This is a genomic window from Pokkaliibacter sp. MBI-7 (assembly GCF_029846635.1).
Classification (GTDB): domain Bacteria; phylum Pseudomonadota; class Gammaproteobacteria; order Pseudomonadales; family Balneatricaceae; genus Pokkaliibacter.
In genome coordinates this window covers 104781-129559 of record NZ_JARVTG010000001.1, presented here as the reverse complement: position 1 = coordinate 129559, position 24779 = coordinate 104781, and the positions used below count along the sequence as shown (strand labels likewise).

The following is a 24779-nucleotide window of genomic DNA, read 5'->3' as shown; positions in this document are numbered from 1 at the left end:
GGTGGCGTGTAAACCTTTAGCCTGCGATGGGGGCCGGATAAGTCTGATCGCACCCTATACTCTGAATCGTGCGGTTACCTGGTTCAGTGCCTCTGCCAGCTGATTCATCACCTGACTGGAGGCGCTCACCCTGGTCGTACTTTCGGCACTCTCTTTCGATAAGCGGTCCAGCGTCGTCATGTGCTGATGGATAGTGGTCATCACCCGGCTTTGTTGCTTAGCAGCGTCAGCAATCTGTTCAGTCAGCCCATTCACGTTAGTGATAGACGACTGCACCGCCTGGATGGAATGACTGGTCAGGCTGCTGGACTCCAGCGTTTTATCGGCGTTCTCGGTGGCCGTGGCCATGGTCGTGACGGCGCCGCTCACACTGCTTTCCAGCTCGCTGATCATGTCCTGAATGTCGTTGGTGGACTGCTGGGTCTTGCTCGCCAGTGCGCGCACTTCATCTGCAACCACCGCAAAGCCACGTCCTGCCTCACCTGCACGGGCGGCCTCAATCGCTGCATTGAGGGCCAGCAGATTAGTCTGCTCAGCAATGCCGTTTATTACCCCCAGTACCGAGCCAATACGTTTGGAGACGGTCTGAATCTTGGAAATCGCTTCTACCGCCTGACTGACATTGCTCGTCAGTTGTGAGATGTCCCGTTGAGATTGGGCAACCTGTGCCTCCCCTGAGGCCACTTCCGTCTGGGTATGACGGGTCTCCTCGGTGGTCTGGCTGGTGTTTTCCGCCACCCGGCTGATCGAGTGACTAACCTCATCAATGGACGACACCACGTGGCTGATCGCCTCACCCTGCCTGGCTACCACCTGACTGGCCGACTGTGACAGTTCGCCCAGCTCCTGCGCATTGACATTGATATCCTGAGTTGTAGAGAGCAACTGACGGACCATGTTATGCAGATGGTCGATGAAACTATCCAGTGCCGTTGCCAGCTGCCCCAGCTCGTCCTTACGTTTCATGCTCAGGCGTACCGTCAGGTCACCATCCCCCTGTGACAGCGCCTTTACTCTGGCGATCATCCGGGTGATGTCCTGCACAATCAGGCCGGGGAAGAACAGGGCCACCCCCGCACAAGCCAACAACGTCACCGCCGACAACGCAATCTGCTCATGCAGAGCGCTTTGCTGCTGGGCTACGACCCGCTGTGACGTCTGGTCGGAGAGCGTGAGAATGATCTCCGTCATTTGGTCCAGATAACCGCGGGCCGTTTCAAAGGCCAGCAAGCCTTCGTTATAGGACAGGTCCATGGCTGTCGAGCGGCCAGCTCGGGTATCGGAGGAACGCTCAGTGACGATGCGCTGAGTGATTTCGCTCCACTGCGCAAATGCAGGCCAGAAACTGTCCAGCCGTTGGCTCAGTTCGGTCGGTAAGGGTAAGGCTGCGAATTTGTTTACCCGCTCTTTGATTTGCTCCAGATTCTCCTGATGGTAGGCCTGCACCTGCTGGTACTCCGGCGAGCCTACCTTCAGATTCATCAAACTGCGCTCCGCAACCCACACCTGATGGAAGTCCCGGTCAGCCTGAAGCAGGTAGTTCACGCCTGGCAGGTCCAGATGAATAACATGGTCCACCGTAGTCGCCATTGAGTGGCTGGAACGCAAGTTCTGCATCGCGAGGATCAGTGTCAATACAGCGATCAGGGCAATAGGAATCAGCAATTTGTTGCGAAAGCGCAGATTATGGAACCACGTCATGGTCGGCACCTCCTGTGTCTACTGGTCGCTGGCTACTTCATTTCATCCAGGTTGACACCAATGGTCATGGCGCCAATGGCTTTGCCTGCATCCATGATGGGGATCGATACCTGGATCAGATACGCCTGGGTGCTTTCATCAAACTCGACATCGCCCAAATGAGTGGCTCCCTGACCGCCCTTGAAGGACTCGGTGAACTTGTCTTCATCTCCCTGCCAGTAATCCGACGTCTTGTTGGTCATGGCAATGTTAGCGCCCTGGTTATCCATCAAAAACAGTTCGGTCAGGTAGGGTTTGCTTTTCTCAAGCTCCAGCATGTGAAGGGCTGCCGGGCTTTTCATCATGGCATCCATAAAAGCGTCAACACCGCTGGTATTGCGCCAGCTCTCATCCCGGGCTTTGATGTCATCTAAGGAGATGTGCTGTGCGTTCTGCTGTTTCACGGCTTCAACCAGCACCGGATCAGTGCTCCAGGACTGGAGTGTGGGCAGCTCCTGCGTCAGTTCGGCCGGAATCTCCTCAGCAGAACTGGGAACACTGGTCAACAAGAGGAGTGAAGTCAGTAATGCAGAAGCAATGTGGGGCAGAGGTAAGAAATGCTTTTTCATTGTGGTATCTCCTGATCCGGTATGCGTAGCTGGCCAGGCCAGACTGACAGCGACATACCAATATCCGAGCAACGACAACAGAACTTCCATCGCTATGATATTGGTCACACGTAATGCGAACACTGTTGTTATAGACCATATTTTTACAGGTGTACGAGGAAACGCTGTATCAGCTACTTCCGCACAACGCCTATGTGCGCGATGAGTGACAAGGCACAGATACAGTATGAACAGTGAATCGTTAACGGCTATTCCAGAATTGTGCAGACAGCTCGAGTAAACCCTGTGCCAAACCTTGCATGGTCTGGCTCGCTTGTCCGCTGTGTTCAGCATGACCCCGGGTATGCAATGAGATATCACGAATATTGACCACATTGCGGTTGATCTCTTCGGCCACGTCACTTTGTTGTTCTACGGCAGTGGCAATCTGACTGCTCATTTCCGTGATCGTGGCAATGGCATTATTGATAGCCTCCAGCACATGAACGGTATTGCCCACCTGAGTCACGGTCTCCCTGGCCTGTACCTGGCCGGTTTTCATTGCGCTTACCGCAGAATGGGCACCGGTTTGCAGATTGCTCAACATCTGCTGGATTTCTTCGGTGGACTCATGGGTACGCGTGGCAAGCGCACGCACTTCATCGGCCACGACAGCGAAGCCACGTCCTTGCTCCCCTGCTCGGGCCGCCTCGATGGCAGCATTCAGTGCCAGCAGGTTAGTTTGTTCGGCAATACCACGAATAACGGCCAGGATATTGGTGATATTCGCCGTATCTCCTTCCAGCTTTTCAATCACTGCTGATGCCTGTTGTACTTCGTTAGCCAGCAGGGTGATGGATTCGCGGGTTTTCATGACCGCGACATTCCCTCTGTCGGCTTCCGAGCGGGCCTCAGCCGCTGCTTCAGCAGCACGTCCTGCATTGACGTTAACTTCCTGAATACTGGCTGACATTTCATTGATCGCGGTTGCTACCAGATTGGTCTTGCTAAACTGGTTTTCCACGCCGAGGCCAGTGTCTTCGACCGTTTGTTTCAGGATGGCCGCTTCTGCTCTCAGCGTCGAGGAAGAGTCTGCGATGCGCCCAACAATGGCAGCGGCCTCTGCTTCCAGTGAGGTTAGCGCCAGATCAATCTGGCCCACATCATCATTGCGACCGGCATAGACATACTGAGCTACGGCATCGGTTCTGATCGCCCGAGCCCGTTCGGCAAGCTGACTCATCGGGCGGAGCAACCACCCAAGGCACGAGACCCCACACAGCCAACCTGCCACACCGATGCTAGCGAGTACCATCCAGCGTTCTGTTACCAGACCCAGCAGGAGAGCGAAGCTCAGCCACCATATCAAGGTGAAATACAGCTGCATCTTTCTGTTTAGCGAAAGCCCAGGGCGAATGGCACTGGGGGACTTGCCTGCCATCAGTTGGGGGTATAGCCACTCTGCGCGGCGCACATGCTCCTTGTCTGCCTTGCGTCGAACAGACTGATACTCTGCCACCGCACCGTTGCGTTCGATGGGAGTGGCATAGGCATGTACCCAATAGTGATCACCGTTCTTGCAACGGTTTTTGACTAAACCCATCCATGATTTTCCCTTCTTCAGGGACTCCCACAGCATCTGAAAGGCTGCAGGAGGCATCTCCGGATGGCGCACGATATTGTGATTTTTGCCAATCAGTTCTTCTTCATCGAATCCACTGATCGTAATAAAGTCATCATTGACGTAGGTGATAGCACCTTTAAGATCGGTGGTGGAGAGAATATTGGCACGGTCGAAGAATGTGACCTCCATTTCTGTAACGGGAAGGTTTTTTTTCATTGTTTTGGCCCACCTGACTCATATCATCATTACAACTGTCGCCAGCAAATCATCTGTTACGACTCCTATATGATAGCGCCAAATAGAAAAACGGATTGGGCGAATTCCACCCATCTCATGTTGGATTTATACATTATTCTGTCAGTGAAGCCAGTATATCTATTGATGGCCCATCACCCCAAGTAGACAACAGGCCAGCGTTAAACTCCATTGTTTCATAATGGTTCTTCAATTTGTCGTATATGCTCGCTTATGACTTAGGGGGGCTTTGTTGCATAAATAGATGTCAGCATATAAGACCCCTTACCCCAGATGATCTTATGGTATGCGCACCGTCATCGGTGTCCCGAGCCGCGTAAAGCGATTCAATATTGCCGCCCGCACCTGAAGCTCGGCGACCTGCCGGTCAAAATCCCTTGCCATCACGCGTTCACCCAGCCGCTTGAAACAGTGCATTTTGGTTTCCACCAGACTACGCCGATGATAACCGCTCCACTTCTTCCAGAGCGTCCGGCCCAGCCGGCGGGTGGCCCGCAGAATCTCATTCCTGGCAGAGGCCCCCGGGCGATTTTCCTTCCACGGCTTCGCATTCTGGCGGGTGGGTATCACCGCCTCTGCCTCTCGCCGGGCTATCGCCTCATGACAGCCTCGCGTGTCGTAGGCACCATCTCCACTGACAGACGCTATCTTCTCCTCCACCGGTATCTGACTCAGCAACCCGGGCAGCATCGGTGCGTCCCCCACCGCATTGTCGGTCACCTCAATAGCCCGGATTTCCAGCGTGTGCGCATCGATGCCCAGATGCACCTTGCGCCATTGGCGGCGGTAGTCCGCACCGTGCTTTTTGGTTTTCCATTCCCCTTCGCCCAGCATCTTGATACCGGTGCTGTCGATCAACAGATGCAGTCCGGTCGTGGCTGGGCAGCAAGGAATCACGACCTGCAGCGACTTCTGGCGCCGACAGACGGTGCTGTAGTCGGGGGTTGGCCAATCCAGCCCTGCCAGTTTAAGCAGGCTTTGTACCATGCCCACCGCCTGGCGCAGGGCCAGGTTGTAGAGGCATTTAATGGTCAGGCAGAACTGAATGGCTGCATCGCTGAAGGTGGGCGTACGTCCTCGCTTCCCGCACGCAGAACCGTACCAGTTCATGTCACGGTCGAGCCAGATCATCAGCGATCCACGCGCTTTGAGCGCGGCGTTGTAGGACTTCCAATTGATGGTCTTGTACTGAGGTGAGGCCGGTTTATTCATGCCGTCATTCTACAGCATGGGACTCAACATGATTTGTGCAACAAAGCCGGAGTGAAGTGTAAGCATTGAATTAGTCAGGTACGCTTATGGCTGTGTCTTTACGTATTCTGGATGCAGTGATGTTTTTTACTAAGCTCCTAATCTATATTTTTTCTAAACCTGCTACATACGAATTTGCATTTCATGGAAATGAGATCCATCCAGTAGTAAGTTCGTCATTACGTAATGACGATCATATTGTTGTTTTTCAACTGACACCGGCGCAGGTTCTGGTGCGCGAGCTGTATTTGCCGCTGGCTGCGGGGAAAACGCTGGAGAGCGTGCTGCACCACGAGCTGCCACGCTTTACCCCGTTTCAGCCGGGGCAGGTGTATTTTGCCGCGGCGCGGCGCGGCAGCGACGCCCAGCGCCTGCAGGTGCAACTGGCAGTGGTGCGGCGCGATACGCTGGATGCGCTGCTGGAGCAGCTGGCCGCACAGGGTGTGGTGCCAGACCGGGTGGATGCACTGGATGCGTCAGGCCAGCCACTGGGGGTTAACCTGCTGCCCCCGGCACGCAGGCGCAGGCGTATTCACTGGCCACGGCTGATTAATCTGACGCTGGCGATCGGCAGTGCCCTGTTGCTGGCCACGGCGGCAGCCTTATGGCGCAGCCAGAATGCCGACACCCTGCAGCGGATGTCGGCCGAGGTCAGCCAGTTACAGCAGCAAACCCGCGACATCATCACCCTGCAACAGCAACTGAGCGAACGCCAGCAGGCGGCAGGCTATCTGGCCCGGCTCAAACACACCCAACCCTCGATGCTGACCACCCTGCAAGCGCTGACCGACTGCCTGCCCGCCGATACCTGGCTGGAGCAGCTGGATATTAAAGCGGAGGGCACGCTGGTGATGAGCGGCCAGAGCAGTGCCGTCAGCCGCCTGATCAGTCGTATTAATACCTGCCCCGGCTTCAGTGCACCGCAGTTTCAGGGAGTGATTCAACCAGACAGCCAGACCCGGCAGGACCGCTTTACTTTGCAGGCCATCTTGTCGGCGTCGGCGTCGGCATCCGGGCAGACTGAGGGCAGCACGCCATGAAGCGACATCTGAAAACCACCCTGACCACGTCGCTGACCGCCGCGCAGCAGCGTCTGGCCATGGCGGTGCTGATCCTGCTGGTGGTACTGCTGACCGCCGCCACCGCGCTGTATCAGGGCGTCTGGGCGCCGGTGCAGGAGATGCGTGAACAGATGGACAGCCTGCGCCAGCGCCAGCAGCGCTATCAGCAGATTCTCGCTGGTAAAGAACAGTTGCAGGCGGCGGCGGTGGAGGCCGCTGCGGCCAATAGCCAGCTTAACAATACCCTGCTGCCGGGCGATGACCCCGGCTCGGTACAGGCTGACCTGATGTCACGGCTGTCGCTCAGCGTCAATCAGGTCAGCACTCTCGGCCCCGGTTGCCGCCTGCTGGAAACGCTGCCGGTCAACCAGCCACAAAAGCAGGACGCTCCCTATGTGCAGGTGGCGATCAACGTCACTCTGGAATGTGCCATGGAACCCCTGACCGCCGTCGTATATGAGCTGGAACACAGCCACCCGCTGCTGTTTATTGATCAGCTGAGCCTGTACCGCCGCCCGGATACGCCTTTTGACGGCGGCTCGGGATTGCTGACCGTGCGCATGACCGTCAGCGGTTATATGCACCCGGCTGCACAGGCCAGTAGCGGAGCCGGCGGATGAGCGCCGTGTTACGGCGCATCAGCCTGTGGTGGCTGGGGCTGGTGGTGGCGCTCGGTGGCCTGTGTATTCTGCTGGCACAGGGCAGCGGTGGCCCGTTGCCCTGGTTAGCTGCGTCCGGCAGTGAAGCCGGGGCGGATGCGCTGGCCGAGGCGCTGCAGGAAGCACAGCCACTGCCGCTGGACGGCTATCAGAGTATCTGGCAGCACTCGCTGCTCAGTACCTCGCGCTCGGCAGACCAGCTGGTGGCTGCGCTGCCGGACGCGCCTGCCAGTGAGCCACCGCCCGTACTCAATGGCTTTACCCTGCTGGGCACCCTGACCAATAGCCAGCTGCGGCTGGCCTTTGTTCGTGATGACAACGGCAATGCGCTGACCCTGCGTCAGGGCCAGACCCTGCCCGGTGGCTGGCAGCTGTCCCGCGTGGAGGCCAGCGAAGTGAGCCTCACCCTGAATGGCGCTACGCAGACCCTGACTTTTAATCGCCCCCATATTCCCGGCCTTAGTGGCCCGTCAAATGAGTCCCCCTGATGTTGTTGCGTCCTCGTGCTCTGGCGTGCTGTGCTACGCCGTTTTTATCCGGTTATCACCCCTTGCTGGGGGCGGCGATGCTCAGTGCGCTGCTGCTGACCGGCTGCGTCCCGGCCAATCAGCGCCCCGACGACAGCCTGATTCGCGAAGGTCTGGCGGGCACTGGCAGCGACCGCCCGCAGGCTCAGGCCAGTGCCATGGCCGATACCCGTGGGCTCAGTGGTGTAAGCGGGCAGAGCGCTGCCACGGGCAGAGTGCCAAAAGGGCAGTGGGTGCAGGGCAGTGGTGAGTTTATCCACCCGCAGGAAGCACAGGCGCTGGCGCAGGGTGAACCCGCAGGCGAAGGCAGCTTCTCCTTCAACTTCAATGATTTACCCATTCAGGCGGTGATCAACTCGGTGCTGGGCGACATGCTGCACGAGAACTACAGCATCACCCAGGGGGTGGAAGGGCAGGTCACCTTCTCCACCTCGCAGCCGGTTAATAAGGAACAGGCCATTGCCATTCTGGAAAGCCTGCTGGCCTGGACCAACAACGCCATGATCCGCGACGGTGAGCGTTATTTGATCCTGCCGGCTGATAAAGCGGTGCCGGGCAATGTGGTGCCGTCGATGGCCATGCAGGCCCCCGATATTGGCCTGTCGGCGCGGCTGTTTGTGCTCAACTACATTTCTGCGGTGGAAATGCAGAAGCTGCTCAAACCCTTTGCCCGTGACAATGCCTTCCTGCTGATCGACCCCAACCGTAACCTGCTGGCGCTGGCAGGCACCGCCGCCGAGCTGGATAACTACCAGCAGACCATTAACACCTTTGACGTCAACTGGCTGAAGGGTATGTCTATCGGCGTGTTCGACCTGCAGCGTGCCAATATCAAGGAGCTGATGCCGGAGCTGGACCGCCTGTTCGGCCCTCAGGGCGACACGCCACTGGCGGGCATGCTGCGCTTTATCCCGATTCAGCGTACCAACGCGGTGGTCGTGATTTCACCACAGGCGGAATACCTGCGCGAAGTGCGTTCGTGGATTGAGCTGATCGATCAGGGCGGTGGCAACGAGCCGCAGATGTACGTCTACGATGTGCGTAATATGAAGGCCACTGATCTGGCCTATTACCTGCGGCAGATCTACAGCGACAGTCCGGTCACGGAAGCGCAGGCCGCCACAGTGGCTCCCGGCCTGCGCACCACCACCCTGACCAGTAATGGCCTCGGCGCCATCAACGGCAGCAGTGGCCAGGGCAGCTCCCTCAACAGCATCACCAGCCAGAGCAGCGATACCGCGACGGACAACAGCGATACCACGGCCAGCGACACCTCACTGGACAGTGGCAGCAGTACAGGCAACAGCCACGACAACAGCGTGCGTATCAGTGCGCAAAAAAGCAGCAATCAGCTGCTGGTACGGTGCCGCCCCAGCCAGTGGCAGGAAATCCAGACCGCCATCCAGCGCCTCGATAACCCCCCGCTGCAGGTGCAGATCGAAACCCGCATTCTGGAAGTCAGCCTGGTCGATGAGCTGAGCTTCGGTGTGCAGTGGTATCTGGGCAAACTGGCAGGCAACAGCACCACAACCGCCATTGCCAACAGTGCCGGTCAGGGCGGCGCACTGGGGCAGGGTGGTGCCAGCTACGGCGGCGAGTCACTGTTCTATTCCTTCCTCAGCAACAACCTGCAGGTGGCCCTGCGCGCGCTGGAAAGCAAAGGCAATACGCAGGTGCTGTCGGCGCCGTCACTGGTGGTAATGAACAACCAGCGGGCGCAGATACAGGTGGGCGACAACATTCCCATCACCCAGACCTCGGTCAATACCAGCAGCTCAGACCTCAATACCATCAGCAGTGTGCAGTATGTGCAGACCGGGGTGATCCTCGATGTGACCCCGCGCATTAACCCCGGTGGGCTGGTCTATCTGGATATCCAGCAGCAGGTCAGCAATGCTGGCACCACCGTCGATGCCAACGGCAATCCCTCCATCTCTACCCGCGCCATCAGCACTCAGGTGGCGGTGCAGTCCGGCCAGACCATCCTGCTCGGAGGCCTTATCCAGCAGAACAACGCCCAGAACGACGCCAGTGTGCCCGGCGTCGGCCAGGTGCCGGGGCTGCGCTGGCTGTTCGGCAGTACCGACCGCAAGCACAACCGCTCAGAAATGATCGTGCTGATCACGCCCAAGGTCATCACCCGCAACAGCGAGGCGCAGCAGGTCACGGATGAATACCGGCAGGGGTTGCAGCTGCTGAAGCCGTTATCGGTTGCAAAATGATTAGTCGAACTAAAATAGGAGAAGTTATGAAAAAGTTGGCACTTGCTTCGGTATTAGTTTTAGGAAGCAAAGTTGCGGTTAGTTATGCCGCTGTCAGCTGTAAAGAGCTAGTCACCTCTGTGGTTAATCACAGCAATAGAAATATATATTTCACGACTAGTCAAACCTGCAGTTCGAATTGGTGTAAGGTGAATTGGACGGAAAAAGATAGCTTGAAAATGGCGTTTATAACTTTATTAAATGCCTATACGACTAAGGTGTCGGTTTATATTGGATGGCCATCACTAAATTCATGCTCAGGGAAAAATGCATCGTACACTTCGTCAAATTTCGTGAAAATTTTTCAATAAGGAAGATTAGGAGTGAAGGGAAAAACGAAAGTGTCAAACATACATGTGTTGACGTCCTTTTTCGTAATGCTTCTCTGCTCGGTGGCAAATGCCTTCCAGTTTGGAGGGAATAGCACACCAGAAAAGGAGATGATGAAAAAGTATACGCCAAAATTCTCGCTAGAACCTTTAGGAGAAAATCCATTCGGGGAGAAACTTGGGTTAAAAGATGGTCGGGTTTCGTTTTATCAAGAGGATGTTGTATTAGAAGGAAATGGCCCAACTATCAGAGTTGCGAGATCATTATCACCTGAAGAGGAGGTGGTCAACACTAGATCAAGTGGAAGGGAGATTGGAAATTGGGATCTGGAAATACCAAGAATTGTCTCTATTGTTCAGGATGAAGCTGATCAGGTTAGTAAAAAAAAAACAAGCACTCCTAATGGGGACTGGCGTGTGCGAGGGAACAACCCATATGCCAGATGTAGTAATTTTGGCTTGCTTGAAACATCGCAGCATTGGGAAAATAAAAGAAATTTTCGGGCTGAAGATTGGTGGCAGGGGGTAGACTTAGATATTCCTAATGAAGGAAGGCAGTCCATCTTGCAAAATAACGGTTCTTTAATAACAAAAAATAATTGGAATATTTCCTGTTTGTCTTCAACTAAAAATGGAAAATTGGGAGAGGCTTTTTTAGTAACTTCTCCGGATGGAACTAAATATTGGTTTGATTGGATGGTGTCAAGAAGAATTCTTGACCTAGATTACTCATATCCTATAATAGATGCAAGTACTGCCTTGATTGGTAATGCCTTTCCAAGCCCTGTTCTAAGTACAACAAGAGCAGAGGTTTCATTCTATCCTACGAGGGTAGAGGATATAAACGGCAATTATTTACTGTATAAGTATAGCGGAAATAATCTAGTTGAGATATCTGGAAGTGATGGTCGATTAGTAAGGGCTACTTGGAAGAAGTTAAAATCCTCTGATATAGAGAATAGTTTAGATTCCGTTACAGTTCTATCAGGGGCTGCTCAAAAGAAGTGGAAATACTCTTATACTGATAGGTCTCATTTGGAAAGTGTTACACTTCCAGATGGAAGAAAATGGTCTTTTTACACACGGGACTTGAATGACAAAGAACTGTCAACGAACTCAAATTTTTATTTTGATAAAGTCGGGGACGAAATGTTTTTTTGTAGAGGTGGCTATCACCCACTTTCTATAAGCTTTGGTGTCTACAATTCAATAACAATGGAGCATCCATCTGGGTTAAAAGGAAACTTTAGATTTGAAACTTCACTACATAACATAAAGTATAGTTCAGAAGAATTTAATAAAAATGCTTGTGTGCCACTTGTTTCAGTAAAAGCCTCTGATATAGGTATTGATGTTGCTGACTATTTAATTTTTGATCCCCGTTATCTCAGTGTATCCCTTATTGAAAAGTCTTACACTGGCAAGGGGGTTTCCCAAAATTGGTCATACGAATATATTACCGGAGATCCTGCACCATCAGTTAGCATCGCTATTGTAACTAACCCAGATACTAAAAAAGATGTTTATATGTTTGATAACGTACTGGGTGAAAGCCTAGGGGACTTATTGGACATATATTACGATGTGGCGCTAGATAAAACCAATACGGTCACAGCCTATAAACGTCGTGAGCATATGGAGTATGCTGACAATCGGCAGGAATATCCTGAGCGGGTTGGGGTTACAGTAGAAGTACATGCTGCACATGATCGTATTGAAAAATACCATCCACAAGTAAGAAAAACCATTTATCAGGAGGGAAATGTTTTCACTCAATGGGTAGAGACTTTTGATAAACTGGCCCGCCCCGTTATTGTAACGCGCAGCAACGATATCGCGGGCAACGTGCCGCTTCGTTTGCTGCATCACTATTTTGATAACGAAGCAAAGAATATCTTCGGCCTACCTGCCAATACGACTAACTTGGCAAATGGAGATGTCATAAATAATCAGGTATATAACAGTAACGGCCAGCTGTTGGAGCAGTATTCGTTCGGCCAGCTGCAAGGTAAATATAGCTGGAATAGTGCAGGTCTGCTGACATCAGCACAAGACGCATTAGGCAATACTACGACTTACTCTCAATACAAGCTGGGGATACCGCAGAAGGTAGTTTATGCCGATGGATCCTCTGAATCTGTGCAGGTGAATGGCTTTGGAGAGGTCGTCTCCCATACGGATCAGCTCGGTGCTGTCCGTCGATTTACATACAATCCCCTAGGATGGATGACTTCTGAAAGCTACCCGTCAGAAGCGGATGGGCAAGTCTGGCACAGCAAAAACTATGTCTATGATTATCCTGATGGTGCCCTGAGAGTAACGGAACACTTTGGGAAGGCTACGACCATTACTAGTTATGATGTTATGCAGCGGCCCATTGCTACGGTTCAAAGTGGTAATGGTCAGTCGTTGTTTAAAAATTTTAGTTATGACTGGAGGGGCAATACAACTTTTGAGTCATATGCCTACGATAGCGGTAGTATCGCAATGAGTACCAAGGGGATTCGTACTATCTACGACGCCTTAGGTCGTGTTGTTGCAAAAGAACAGGATTCTGAGCTTGGCATTCTGAAAAGCACCATACAATACCTGAAAAATATGGGTGTAACGGTGACGGATGTTAGCGGGAATAGACAGAGTTCCTATTATCAGGCCTATGATCAACCTGAATATAAAAATTTGATTAAGTCTGTCATGGGTGGAATTACTCAGACTATTACGCGAGATATCTATGGACGTCCTCAGCAACTAACGCAGTTTGGTTCATATAACGGTGTTAACAGCTCAATAACCAAAAAGTACTTCTATAACAGTACAGGACAGTTATGTAGATATCAGGAGCCGGAAGGTAAAAGTGATGTGTTTGCTTATGATGCTGCCGGGAGAGTCACTTGGCGAGCTGAGGGTATTAATATCACTACAAATGACTGTGGTCTTGCTAATGTGCCTGCCAGCGAAAAGACCGCTATCAGTTACGATTTAATCGGTCGGGAAAAGTTGATCAACTTTCCAGACGCTACTCCTGATATCACTTTCACCTATGATAAGCGAGGCAGTCGTACTAGCGCTGTTGCAGGTGCGGTAGTCAGAACCTATGGATACAACCGTCGTGGATTGATGACCTCAGAAGCGCTGGCGCTTGATGGATTCAACTGGAAAACAGCCTACGGTTATAACGCGTATGGTGTGCGCGACAGCATGACGTATCCCAGTGGTACTCGTGTTGATACTGTTCCCGATGTTTTTGGTCGTGCAACACGTGCTGGAAGTTATGCCTACGCCGCTCAATACGGCCCCAACGGAATAATGAAGGCCTTTACTTACGGAAACGGAACCCAGTTTTCTAAGCCACTCAATGTGCGTGGCGCCCCTCAGGGAATAACCTATGCCAATACCAATACGAAGTATGTTGGCCTCACCTACAGTTACGACAAAAAGGGTAATTTACTCCAGCAGACTGACAGCATTCCGGGAAGTAAACGCGGCCGTACCATGCAGTACGACATGTTTGATCGATTGGTCAGCAGTAAATCAGCCCGAGACACCTCAGCAGAAGTGTTCAAATACGATGCGTTGAACAATTTGCGAGAAATTAGCAGTGACACCCTGACCAAGGTTTTCAATTACAACGCAGTCAACCAACTAGTCAACATTACTCACAACAATATGATGAAGGCTTCCTATGACTATGACAGCAGAGGGAACGCCACGTTGAAAAATGGAATAGTGTTAACTTATGACAAAGCAAATCGACTGGTGGGTTACATGGGGGGCAACTCGCGTAGCTACGACGCCAATGGGAACCTTGTAAAGAGTGTCGATGACGGCGATGTCCCTAAGTACGCCTTTTACAGTGATGGTGGCCAATTGCTGTTTGAGTACAAAGCTGGCAATGGCTTCCGCAATTACATCTATTTAGCCAACAATCTGGTTGCTAAGCAGGTGTGCAACACCGCCGTAGACTGTCATGAGTCTACCCCAGCTACGGTTAATAAGGACACTGACGCAGACGGGCTGTCGGACGACTATGAAGCAATCAACGGCCTGAACGGGCTGAGTAAGGACTCAGATGGTGATGGGCTACCTGATGCCTGGGAGGTGCAGTACGGTTTGGATCCTCTGCTGGCTGATGCGGGGCTGGACAGTGATGGTGATGGGCTATCCAACCTGCAGGAGTACATCAATGGTAGTAACCCTATTTATGCCGGCCAACTGAATATGGCTGCGGTGTTAGTACCTATCACCTCTCTGTTGTTGCATTAAGAGAAGGAGCCCAAAAGATGTTACGACACGTGCTCGTAAACTCACTGTACGCGTGCCTTGTGCTGATGGTGATAGCACTTCAATCCTCGCAGGCAGGAAGTGTTACCTATGTATATACCGACCATCTGGGTAGCCCTTTGGTCGAGGCAAACAGCGCTGGCGTAGTGATAGACAGTGCGGAATATGGTGTTTACGGCAACAAGGTCACTGGTGCTGTCAATGCAGGACCGGGATATGCGGGTCATAGCTATGACCCCACACTGGGCCTGACATATATGCGAGCACGCTATTACGACAGTGATGCTGGCCGTTTTTTGAGTCGCGATCCGATCCAGCCAACGCATGAAGGCAATCTTTATTCAATAAATCGATACGCTTATGCTAATAATAACCCCTATCGATTTATAGACCCAAAAGGTCAAATTCCACTAGACACAATCTGGGATGTGGCGAATGTAATCTACGATATTGCCAGAATCGGTTATGGATATGTCACCAATAACTCAGATATGGTTAGCTCTGCAACAATAGATCTGGGTGCTGATACCACAGCAGCCGCGGTTCCTTATCTTCCAGCTGGTGTGACAAAAATATTATCTGCTGGTGCTGGCCTTGGGAAGTTAGGAAGTAATGTTACACAGAAGGCACCTGTCCACCACATATGCACAAATAAGAATTGTATCTCTGCAGCGAGTGGAGGACCTTGGACTCCTCGATTTCAAGAAATATTTAATAAGGCTGGCATTGGTTTAGATGATGCGATAAACAAGGTTGCTGTTCCGGGTCATCAAGGCCCCCATCCAGAAGCGTATCACTCCTATGTATATAAAGAGCTTCTGTCTGCAACTCGCGGATTGGAAGCTAATACAAGTGCGTATCAAAACGCGGTGACTGGAACTCTAGATCGAATCAGAATGGAGGCGACTACAGTAGGTAGTCAAGTCAATAGATGGTTGACGAATCAATGAAATACTTTGAACTTAACGATGATATTAATTTCCCTAGTAGATGGTATTTAGGCGATATTGCTGAAGTTGACAATTGGAAGCTGGCAACATCAGCACCAGAGGGTGCCACTAATTTAAAAATCGAACTAGTACGTGATGGTGAGGAAATGGACTTCACTTTTACGGAAACATACGGTTTGCCGATTGTTAGCAGGAAAATATATGAAGCACTTAGTGATATCAAAGGTATTGCTTTTATTCCTATTCAAGTTCAGTGGAAACGATGCTCCACTGATTACTATGCGTTAGTGATCTACGAAATTGTTGAGTGTGTTGATGAGGTAAACTCAGAATTTCAAAAATTTGAGCAAAATGACCCTGTGAGGCCGGACAAAGCTGGAGAGTACAGGGCATTCATGAAGTTGCGATTAGATGCTAATAAAATACCAGGCCTTGATATTTTCAGGTTAAAGAAGTTTGAGGTTGCTGTAGTTATCAGCGAGAACGTTAAAGAAAGACTAGAGTCTATTGGTGCGACCGGGATGAATCTAGCCGTTGTAGTTTAATGTTACAAAAAATCAGAGAATTTCACTAATAATTAATTGGTAAAGAAGTTCAAGTCTGCTTCAGACTTTGGGGTTAATATGACTAAACAGAACCTTAAGACTCTTGTTTTTTTAAAGCGATTACTGGCGACTTGATTAATACAGCAACTGTACAAAAAGGAATCTATGGATTTGTGAAGGATTCAAAGATTTTTCAAACAATGTAATTGTTTTGGATAATGCCGGAGATTTCGTTACCAGCTTTAAGCTGTCGTCAGGAATTCCTCAGTTTGATAATTAATCAGGAGTAATCCCTTGGCTATGCCGGGGTCACTCGCTTAGGCTTGACAGAGGCCCCGGTCGAAATACCTTTGCTTTTCGACCAAGAAAGATGAAGGTAACCCTATGCGAGACTATGAAAGTTTGGAGTATGCACGCTGGGATTGTAAGTACCATCGTAGTTGGATACTTCAAAGGTAAGAGCACCATTGCCGGGCAGTTCGGAGACCACCAGAGGAATTACAATGATGAGGCATTCTGAGCGAAAAGCTACTTTTTTCAACCTTAAGCTTGGATGAAGAGAGGGTCCGAGAGCACATCCGGAATCAGGAGAAAGCGGATGATCTCGTGACCAGCTGAGATTCGGGATGATGTAGCGCCTTGGGCGCAACGGATAGCCCTTTTAGGGCGTCCGCCCCAATAAGCCTTCGGAAAAGTCGGAATTCATTTAACTATATTGCAAATGGCTTGTTACGATGAGCGCTACAGTTTTAGCATTAGCAAAATGATCCTCCAGTGAGAGATTAACTGTAGATGAGTTTTCAACGCATATATAGAGCTTTGGAAATTCGAACGCGATAACAACCTTCTACAATTGGATAAAAGGAGTTTAAGCGAGTGTCTTTCGATATAACCTCGATCCAGATCGTGAAGTGCTTAAACTCAACGAGGAGCAACTTCGCTTTAAAGTAGTTGAAGTGATAGATAATTTTAAACTCTAGGAAGTGAGCCTGTAATTGTGGGCTTTATTAAAATAAATGGTGTGGAAATTTGAATTCCGCATGTTAATAAGGAGTGGATTGGACATTTTTAATAGTTCTCCCCTCAAATCAATGATTGCTTTATCAACTAGAAGACAAAAAATTTAGCGAGTGATGAAGAACGGTGAACAACTCTGACGGCTTTTGATCATGCGCTGGAATTACAACTGATATAAGTGCAGTGACTAATGCGTGAGCCAACAAAGTTAGCCTGTAGAGCTGCTTTTGATTCGTGCGAAATATGTTCATTTTATATAATGGAAATAAGAGGTGGTGGAGTCAATACAGCGCATGGAATTAGCCAATATTATCAAGCCCGCCGATCTGGAGCGCGCCCAGCGTCTGTATAACCCGGTTAGCGACGGGCGCTTTTCGGCCTTTCTGGTGCGGCTGGGGCTGGTGTCGGAGCGTGATCTGGCTGAACACTTTGCTGCGCAGTATCAGTTGCCGCGCTGGCAGGGTGATGAGGCGCAGCTGGCACTGCTGGATGTGGCGGCGCTGCCGGAGGTGTCGCTGCGCTTTCTCAGGCAGCACAAGGTGTTCCCTTATGGCTGGCAGCCTGCGGCAGAGCGCGAGGCCTCGCAGGGGGAGCCACTGCCGCTGTTGCAGGTGGTGCTGGCGGACCCGGAAGACCGTTATGTGGTCGATGCCCTGAGCTATGCCTGCGAGGCACAGGTGGCGGTGAGTATCGGGCTGGCCAGTGAGATAGATGAATTGCTGGAGCGCTATTACGGCCAGGGCCGCTCGGCCATGGGCTCGCTGGTGGAAAGTATCGGCGAGGGGGGCGATGTGGTGGAGGATGTGGAGCATCTGAAGGATCTGGCGTCAGAGGCGCCGGTGATCCGGCTGGTCAATCTGCTGATTCAGCGGGCGGTGGAGCGACGGGCGTCGGATATCCATATCGAGCCGTTCGAGAATCGCCTCAAGGTGCGCTACCGGGTAGACGGGGTACTGCAGGACAGCGAGGCGCCGCCGGTCAGCTCCACGGCAGCGGTGATTTCCCGTATCAAGATCATGGCACGGCTGAATATCGCCGAACGACGTTTGCCGCAGGATGGCCGCATTATGATGCGGGTGCAGGGGCAGGAGCTGGATTTGCGTGTATCCACCGTGCCCACCAGCTTTGGTGAGTCGGTCGTGATGCGCCTGCTGCAGCGGGAGACGGTGCGTTTCGATTTTGCCAGTCTGGGGATGGACGAGGCGACACGGGCGCGTTTTCGTCAGTTGCTGGAACGTCCTCACGGCGTGGTGCTGGTCACCGGCCCCACCGGCTCGGGTAAAACCACGACGCTTTACACCGCGCTGTCGCTGCTGAACACGCCGGAACGCAAGATCATCACCGTCGAAGATCCGGTGGAATACCAGCTGGAAGGCATCAACCAGATTCAGGTCAAGCCCACTATCGGTCTCGATTTTGCGCAGGCGCTGCGTTCCATTGTGCGGCAGGACCCGGATGTGATCATGATCGGCGAAATGCGCGATCTGGAAACCTGCCGTATTGCCATTCAGTCGGCACTGACCGGCCATCTGGTGCTGTCTACCCTGCACACTAATTCCGCGGCTGCCAGTATCACCCGTCTGCTCGATATGGGGGTGGAAGACTATCTTCTGGTTTCCACCATCAACGCCATTCTGGCTCAGCGCCTGGTACGGCGGCTGGACCCGGCTCTCAGCGAAGCCTATGAGCCGCTGCCGGAAGTGATTGAGCGTTATCAGCTGCAGCGCTATGCCGCTGGCCAGCCGGTTCGCCTGTATCGGCCCCGCGTCGGGCTGGCTGCGGGGGAAGGCTATCTGGGCCGCTGTGCCATCAGCGAGTTGCTGGTACTGAACGACAACCTGCGCAAACTGGTGATGCAGCAGGCTGATGCGGTGCTGCTGGAGCAGGAGGCCCGGCGGCAGGGCATGCTGACCCTGCATGAAGACGGCTTAAGGCTGGCGCTGCAGGGCGTCACCACCCTGGATGAAGTGCTGCGTATCACCCACGATGGTGGTGAGGACTGAACATGGCGCTGTACCGTTACCGCGCCGTGGCCCTGAACGGCGAGCAGCAGCAGGGACAGATGCAGGCCCAATCCGCGCAGGAAGTCATCACGTACCTGCAGGAGCGGGAGCTGATGGTGCTGGAGGTCAGCGACCGGGCGGGCTGGGGAGCCTGGCGCCAGCTGGGGCAGAAACCTGCCATGACCACCACCGAGTTGCTGCGCTGGACCGAGCAGCTGGCAACCTTGCTGGCAGCCGGGCAAACCCTCGACAAGGCACTGACTCTGCTGGCCTCTCAGGCCCAGCGTGAGCCACTGCAGCGGCTAATTGAACGGCTGCGCGAGCGGGTTAAGGGCGGGATGGCGCTGTCGGCCGCGTTGCGGGAAGAGCACGGCATCTTCCCGGCGCTGTATATCAGTCTGGTGCAGGCCGGTGAAGCCGGTGGCCAGCTGGATGGCTGTCTGCTGCAGCTGCACGGCTATCTGCAGCGGGCGGCCGGGTTGAAAGCCGAGGTGATCAACGCGCTGATCTATCCCTGCTTTCTGCTGGTCGGGGTGCTGGGTTCGCTGGTGTTGCTGCTGAGTTATGTGGTGCCGCAGTTTGTGCCGATCTTTGCCGATCTGGGGGTGCCGGTCCCGGCCATAACACAGGCTATCCTGCTGTTGGGCAGTGGCTTGAGCCAATACGGCCTGATCATGCTGATGACCCTGACGATAGGGCTATGGTGGCTGGCGCTGCGCTATCGCCAGCCAGCGACCCGGCTGGCGTGGCAGGCGTACTGGCTGCGCCAGCGCGGGATAGGGCCTTTCCTGCAGCGCTTGCATACGGCACGGCTGGCGCGCACTCTGGGCACCCTGTTGCAGAGCGGGGTGCCGCTGGTCAAGGCGCTGCAACTGAGCCGCGAAGTGACGGGCAATCTGGCGTTGCAGCAAGCCATGAGCGACGCCACCGAGCGGGTCAAGAACGGCGCGCTGCTGTCGTCTGCGCTGGCGGAAGCACAACTGCTGCCTGTACTGGCGGTACAGATGATGCAGGTCGGCGAGGAGGCCGGGCAGCTGGATGCCATGCTGCTGAAGGTGGCGGTGCTGTTCGATACCGAAGTCAAACACAGCATTGACCGCTTTATGGCCGCGCTGACGCCGTGCCTGACCATCGTGATGACCCTGCTGGTGGCGCTGATCATGCTGTCGATCATGCTGCCACTGATGAATCTGACCAGTGGTTTGTAACCCTGTACTGGCGAATCACTGACTGTATTACCGAACCTATCATCCGCTGTCATGTGTAAAGGACATTTCATGAATAGTGCCAGACCAACCGCTGTGACCTCTTCTGCCCCCGTCATGCACCGTCGAGGCCCGGCTGCCCGGCGACAGCAGGGCTTTACTCTGCTGGAGATGCTGGCGGTGATTGTACTGCTGGGCATCGTGGCCACCATCGTCGTGCGTAATATCGGCGGCAATGTCGATAAGGGCAAATACAACGCCGGTAAGGCCCAGCTGGCCAGCCTCAGCATGAAGATCGAAAGCTACGCGCTGGACAACGGCGCACCGCCCAGACAGCTCAGCTTTCTGCTGGAAAAACCGGCCGGGGTAAATACCTGGGTGGGCCCCTATGCCAAAGCATCGGATCTGAAAGATCCCTTCGGCCATGAGTTTGGCTACAAGGTGCCGGGGCAGCACGGTGCCTTCGACCTGATCTTCCTTGGTCAGGACGGCCAGGCCGGTGGCGACGGCTACAATGCCGATATCGGCAACTGGGAGTAACCGTCGCCCATGCGTTGTTGTGCAGGGCAACGGCAAGGGGGATTTACCCTGCTGGAACTGCTGCTGGTGCTGGTATTGCTGGGCATCGCTCTGGTGGCGGTATCGGTCAATATCAGCCGGGGCCTGCAGCCACAGGCCCGGCAGGATGTGGCGGCGTTGCTGGCAGGGTTGCGCAGTGTGCGCAGCCAGGCCATCAGTCAGGGGCAGCCGCTGACCCTGACCGTAGACCCTGAGACCCGGCAATGGTCAGCGCCGGGGCAAGGTAGTCATCGTCTTTCTGCCGGGCTGATGATCGAACTGCACAGTGCTGCCCAGTCGCCACGGCAGCAGGGCGTCTATACCTTCTACCCTGACGGCAGTGCCAGCGGTGGCTATATCCGGCTGGTCAGAGGCGGGCAACGCTGGCGGCTGGATATTGACTGGTTGAGCGGGCAGATACGCCAGCAGCAGGAACAACAACCATGATGCGCGCATGCCGGCAGGCGCAGCACGGCTTTACCCTGCTGGAGCTGGTGGCGGCACTGGCGATTCTGGCATTGACCATGACGATCTTGCTGGGAGCGGTAGGGGATGGCAGTCGCCTGACCGGCAAAAGTGTGCGTGTCGGGCAGATGGCATTGCAGGCCCGTTCACTGCTCGAAGGGCTGGGCCTCAGTGGTCCGCTGCAGGTGGGTGACAGCCAGGGTACGCTGGACGATGGCAAGACTCACTGGCAGCTGCATATCCAGCCCTATCCCGGCAGCTCAGCGCTGGTGCAGCTGCTTCATATCGAGTTAATTTTGCAGCGTGATGGTCAGCAACAGCGCTTTGTCACCCTGCGGGCACAGATTGAGGGGCAAACATGAGCGCCGTATGTCTGCCCCGGCAGCAACGGGGCTTTACTCTGCTGGAACTGCTGTTTGCCCTGGTGCTGCTGGCACTATTGCTGTTGCTGGCGTGGCAGGCGATCAGCCGGGTGCAGCGCGTGGCGCAGCAGGTGGAGCAACTCAACCAGCGTCAGGATGACATCCGCACGGCGCAAAACTATCTGCGTCAGGCACTGATGAATGCGCTGGCACAGACGGCGCACACCGATGACAACGGCCATCGGCAGGTGTTTGTCGGTGCGCCAGACTCGGTGCTGTTTGTGGCGGCGATGCCCAACCAGTTTGCCGGCCTGGGGCCACTTGTGCAGCAACTGAGCCTGCAGGAGCAACGTTTGCAGATCAGTCTGCATACTCTGCCGGCAGAGCCGGGAGCCACACCTTCACCTTCCTGGCAGGAGCAACATACCCTGCTGGAAGGGATCAGACAGTGGCAGCTGCAGTATCTGGGGTGGAACGAAAACGGCGAAGCTTCTGCCTGGCAGTCCTCCTGGCAATGGAGCAATCGTCTGCCGCTGGCCGTGCGTATTCACATCACTCTGGCAGATGGCACGCTGTGGCCTACCCTGACTATCCCCATCCGCCGCAATGTGTCGGGTTACTGGTAGATGAACAACGCTGGTATCCGCATTCAACAACGTGGCGTGGCCCTGATTCTGGTGCTTTGGATCGCTGCGCTGCTGACCGTCGTGGTGACAGCGATGCTCAGCGTGACCCGTACTTCGCAGCGACTGCAAAGCTATCAGCTGCAACATACCCAGGCCGTGTTGCTGGCGCAGGCTGGCGTGGAACAGGTGGTGGCAACTTTGCTGCAAGCGGCTGATGGAGCAGGGCCGTGGCAGGCCAATGGTCAGCCCTATACGATAAGCATCGACCAGCAACCGCTGGAAATAAGGCTGTACAGTGACCTTGGCAAGGTGGATATCAATGTCGCGGGAACTGAGCTGCTCACCGCCCTGTTCGCAGCGGTTGGCGCCGATAGCGGTCTGGCGCAACGGCTGGCCGCCGAGCTGCTGGACTGGCGTGATGCGGACGATCAGCCGCGGCCCAATGGCGCCGAAGCGTCTGACTATCTCGCCAGTGGCCGCCTGAGTGTGCCGCGTAATCAGTCCTTTCGCAGCATTGTAGAACTGCACCAGTTACGCAGTATGACCCCTCAGTTGTTTCTGCAACTGGAGCCGCTGGTGACTATCTGGACCGGGCAGGAGGTACCGCGCCTTAAACTGGCCGCTCCGGCAGTGGCGACGGCGCTGCAGCGTACGCAGGGCACCCAGCTCAGCAATCTGGCCAGCGCGCCCGGGAACGTGCTGACCATCATCAGCCAGGCACAGATGGCCAGTGGTGCACTCGCCGGTGTGGTGGAAACGCTGATTCTGGATGCCGGTGGCGGCCGGCAGGGCCGACCCTATCGGTTACTGTATTTACGCGAGTTTTGATTCAGGAGCAGGACGCAGGAGTAGGTTAGTATTTCCTAAACTCGATTCAGTCAGTTTCTCGACGGTTAACCCGTTAATGACTCCCTCCATGTAGGCAGACGATTAACTCTTGGGTACCAGTGAGGGATGCTGGTACCGCTTCACCTCAACAAGGAACGTGCTATGAGCAATCCCAGCGTTTGCCCCACACCTAATTGTATGGGAGTGACAAGTAATCCCGCCGGTCAGCCCTACCTGGACGAACTCACCCCCATCGCCGAATACATGGCCAGAGAGATCAGCACTAACCTGCGTTCTCGTGATGTGTGGGCGATGAAGCACCTGAACCATACCGCTGACTACTTTCTAAATCATGCGCACGAGCTGAAGTCGTGGGGCCTGGGCGAGTTGCTGGATTGGGGCAAAGACAAGGCCAAAGGGCTGACGGCCCGGGAGGCGGCTATGATGATCTGGACCATGAAGGTGGCTCAGGATAATAGCTGGGATCATAAGCGGTGATTCGCCGTTGTTTCCATCCGAGGGATCCTCAGTACCATGCGTGGAGAGATCGTCGCTACTTTTATGACATATGGTCCAACATTCACTATGGTTTTCTTGGTGCCGCAGCAGGATTTACATCCTCTCAATTACTTGATGGGGCCGGCCTGGAGCAGATTGGAAGTGACTTATTTAGGCTGAACATGCCAGGTCGGAAAGGCCCTGATACAGGGAGGTTAAGAGACTTCGATGATCCCAGAGACCGCACCTCAATTCAGTTAGGTATCGATCTTTATCGAAAGAGCCCGGGCGGCCCATCGGCTGCTACGATAGTCACCAGCCTCATCAATAGCTCAGTGAAGTACCGGACATGAAACATAGGTTAGGCGTGCTAGCTACTCTGCTGATCGCACTCTGGTGGTACTACTTGCCATCAGGGCCAGTATGTTTTGTAGAGATCGAGTTTATTGCTCCAGATGGAACAGCACCGTTGTCCACGGCAGAAATTCTGTCAGGGGTTGATAAAGCAACACTTGCGAATATTCAGCCTGGAGAAAGCCAAACCGCTCGTATCTATCCTGGAGATGCTTCAGAAAACGAGATTGTGCTGTTTGTGAATCGCTATCCTACTTCCACTGAAAATAATAACTGGAGTGGCCAGCGCTACTACCCTCCAGGCACTGCTTTCCGTACCCATATCCAGATTGATCAGGAGGGTAAGGTGATTTCTGAGAAGTCCTGTCAGTTACCGTGCTCCTTTGACTGATTCTGCTGGTTTGTGTTTGTCTTAGATGAGTAAGGCCCCACTGGGGCCTTACTGCATTAGGTTGAAGTGAAACTGGCAGGTTTAGTCTGCCGGTGTATCAGTGCTCCACGTTCCAAACTTGATGATTCTGCAGATCCTGTATGTGCTCGTAGCCATCGGCGACTAGCCGTTGCTGCAGACGATCTGCATCTACTCCCTGGATCTCATCGGGAGAGAAGCGAACCACGACCCAACCGGGTTTATCCGGGTTGAGATGAGTGGCTAGTTTCTGCAATGCATCCAGGATAGATGCCTTTGCAGTGCCCGCTGGATCCGTGCCTTCGCCGTAGGCAGGATGAGGGTCATAGAAGATGTCTCCCATGTTCTGTACTGCCTGGGTAGCCAGTTGCTCAATCAATTGGCTCAGAGAGTTCTCTGCGTCAGTGTTCATGAGTGCATGTC

At 53.7% G+C, this 24779-nt stretch carries 21 protein-coding genes; 16 read left to right on the top strand and 5 right to left on the bottom strand.

What is annotated here, in order from left to right; translation table 11 throughout:
* Nucleotides 1-54: 54 nt before the first annotated feature.
* The 4 genes from QCD60_RS00780 to QCD60_RS00765 form a co-directional block, all read right to left on the bottom strand.
* On the bottom strand, nt 55-1701 hold the full coding sequence (locus QCD60_RS00780) for a methyl-accepting chemotaxis protein (RefSeq protein WP_279781442.1): 1647 nt from the start codon (nt 1699-1701) through the stop codon (nt 55-57).
* Nucleotides 1702-1733: 32 nt separating this feature from the next.
* Entirely contained in the window at nt 1734-2309 is a 576-nt protein-coding gene (locus QCD60_RS00775) for a cache domain-containing protein (protein ID WP_279781440.1), read from the bottom strand.
* A 241-nt stretch (nt 2310-2550) separates the two neighbouring features.
* Nucleotides 2551-4128, bottom strand: coding sequence for a PAS domain-containing methyl-accepting chemotaxis protein (locus tag QCD60_RS00770; protein ID WP_279781438.1), 1578 nt, complete (start codon nt 4126-4128; stop codon nt 2551-2553).
* A 318-nt stretch (nt 4129-4446) separates the two neighbouring features.
* Complete coding sequence (locus tag QCD60_RS00765; RefSeq protein WP_279781181.1) at nt 4447-5379, bottom strand: IS5 family transposase; 933 nt, start codon at nt 5377-5379, stop codon at nt 4447-4449.
* A 272-nt stretch (nt 5380-5651) separates the two neighbouring features.
* On the opposite strand from QCD60_RS00765, the gene QCD60_RS00760 reads away from it, so the two are divergent.
* From QCD60_RS00760 to QCD60_RS00685, 16 genes are all read left to right on the top strand, one after another.
* Nucleotides 5652-6458, top strand: a complete 807-nt coding sequence (locus QCD60_RS00760) for a PilN domain-containing protein (RefSeq protein WP_279781436.1) — start codon at nt 5652-5654, stop codon at nt 6456-6458.
* Nucleotides 6455-7099 (top strand): type II secretion system protein GspM, encoded by a 645-nt coding sequence (gene gspM / locus QCD60_RS00755; RefSeq protein WP_279781433.1) that lies wholly within the window; start codon nt 6455-6457, stop codon nt 7097-7099. The genes QCD60_RS00760 and gspM overlap by 4 nt, the downstream gene beginning before the upstream one ends.
* Complete coding sequence (locus tag QCD60_RS00750) at nt 7096-7626, top strand: hypothetical protein (protein WP_279781430.1); 531 nt, start codon at nt 7096-7098, stop codon at nt 7624-7626. The genes gspM and QCD60_RS00750 overlap by 4 nt, the downstream gene beginning before the upstream one ends.
* Nucleotides 7626-9887 carry a type II secretion system secretin GspD gene (gspD, locus tag QCD60_RS00745; protein WP_279781428.1) on the top strand — a complete coding sequence of 754 codons (2262 nt, stop codon included), beginning with the start codon at nt 7626-7628 and terminating at the stop codon, nt 9885-9887. The genes QCD60_RS00750 and gspD overlap by 1 nt, the downstream gene beginning before the upstream one ends.
* A gap of 362 nt (nt 9888-10249) precedes the next feature.
* Nucleotides 10250-14518 (top strand): hypothetical protein, encoded by a 4269-nt coding sequence (locus tag QCD60_RS00740; RefSeq protein ID WP_279781426.1) that lies wholly within the window; start codon nt 10250-10252, stop codon nt 14516-14518.
* Nucleotides 14519-14535: 17 nt separating this feature from the next.
* Nucleotides 14536-15486, top strand: coding sequence for an RHS repeat-associated core domain-containing protein (locus tag QCD60_RS00735; RefSeq protein WP_279781424.1), 951 nt, complete (start codon nt 14536-14538; stop codon nt 15484-15486).
* The gene (locus QCD60_RS00730) at nt 15483-16031 is read left to right on the top strand and encodes a DUF1629 domain-containing protein (RefSeq protein WP_279781422.1); all 549 of its coding nucleotides are present in this window, start codon (nt 15483-15485) and stop codon (nt 16029-16031) included. Before QCD60_RS00735 ends, QCD60_RS00730 begins: the two co-directional genes overlap by 4 nt.
* Nucleotides 16032-17341: 1310 nt before the next feature.
* On the top strand, nt 17342-19051 hold the full coding sequence (gspE, locus tag QCD60_RS00725) for a type II secretion system ATPase GspE (protein ID WP_279781419.1): 1710 nt from the start codon (nt 17342-17344) through the stop codon (nt 19049-19051).
* Nucleotides 19052-19053: 2 nt separating this feature from the next.
* Complete coding sequence (locus tag QCD60_RS00720) at nt 19054-20259, top strand: type II secretion system F family protein (RefSeq protein ID WP_279781417.1); 1206 nt, start codon at nt 19054-19056, stop codon at nt 20257-20259.
* Between the two features lie 69 nt (nt 20260-20328).
* The gene (gene gspG, locus QCD60_RS00715; protein ID WP_279781414.1) at nt 20329-20796 is read left to right on the top strand and encodes a type II secretion system major pseudopilin GspG; all 468 of its coding nucleotides are present in this window, start codon (nt 20329-20331) and stop codon (nt 20794-20796) included.
* Nucleotides 20797-20805: 9 nt separating this feature from the next.
* Nucleotides 20806-21261 (top strand): GspH/FimT family protein, encoded by a 456-nt coding sequence (locus QCD60_RS00710; RefSeq protein WP_279781412.1) that lies wholly within the window; start codon nt 20806-20808, stop codon nt 21259-21261.
* Entirely contained in the window at nt 21258-21641 is a 384-nt protein-coding gene (locus QCD60_RS00705; protein ID WP_279781410.1) for a prepilin-type N-terminal cleavage/methylation domain-containing protein, read from the top strand. The genes QCD60_RS00710 and QCD60_RS00705 overlap by 4 nt, the downstream gene beginning before the upstream one ends.
* Nucleotides 21638-22267, top strand: coding sequence for a prepilin-type N-terminal cleavage/methylation domain-containing protein (locus QCD60_RS00700; protein ID WP_279781407.1), 630 nt, complete (start codon nt 21638-21640; stop codon nt 22265-22267). The genes QCD60_RS00705 and QCD60_RS00700 overlap by 4 nt, the downstream gene beginning before the upstream one ends.
* A complete protein-coding gene (locus tag QCD60_RS00695; protein ID WP_279781405.1) occupies nt 22268-23095 on the top strand; it encodes a type II secretion system protein GspK in 828 nt (275 codons plus the stop codon).
* A gap of 162 nt (nt 23096-23257) precedes the next feature.
* The gene (locus QCD60_RS00690; RefSeq protein WP_279781403.1) at nt 23258-23593 is read left to right on the top strand and encodes a hypothetical protein; all 336 of its coding nucleotides are present in this window, start codon (nt 23258-23260) and stop codon (nt 23591-23593) included.
* A gap of 349 nt (nt 23594-23942) precedes the next feature.
* Nucleotides 23943-24338 (top strand): hypothetical protein, encoded by a 396-nt coding sequence (locus QCD60_RS00685; protein WP_279781400.1) that lies wholly within the window; start codon nt 23943-23945, stop codon nt 24336-24338.
* Nucleotides 24339-24435: 97 nt separating this feature from the next.
* Here the strand turns inward: QCD60_RS00685 and QCD60_RS00680 are convergent, their stop codons facing one another.
* A complete protein-coding gene (locus tag QCD60_RS00680; RefSeq protein ID WP_279781398.1) occupies nt 24436-24768 on the bottom strand; it encodes a hypothetical protein in 333 nt (110 codons plus the stop codon).
* Nucleotides 24769-24779 lie beyond the last annotated feature (11 nt).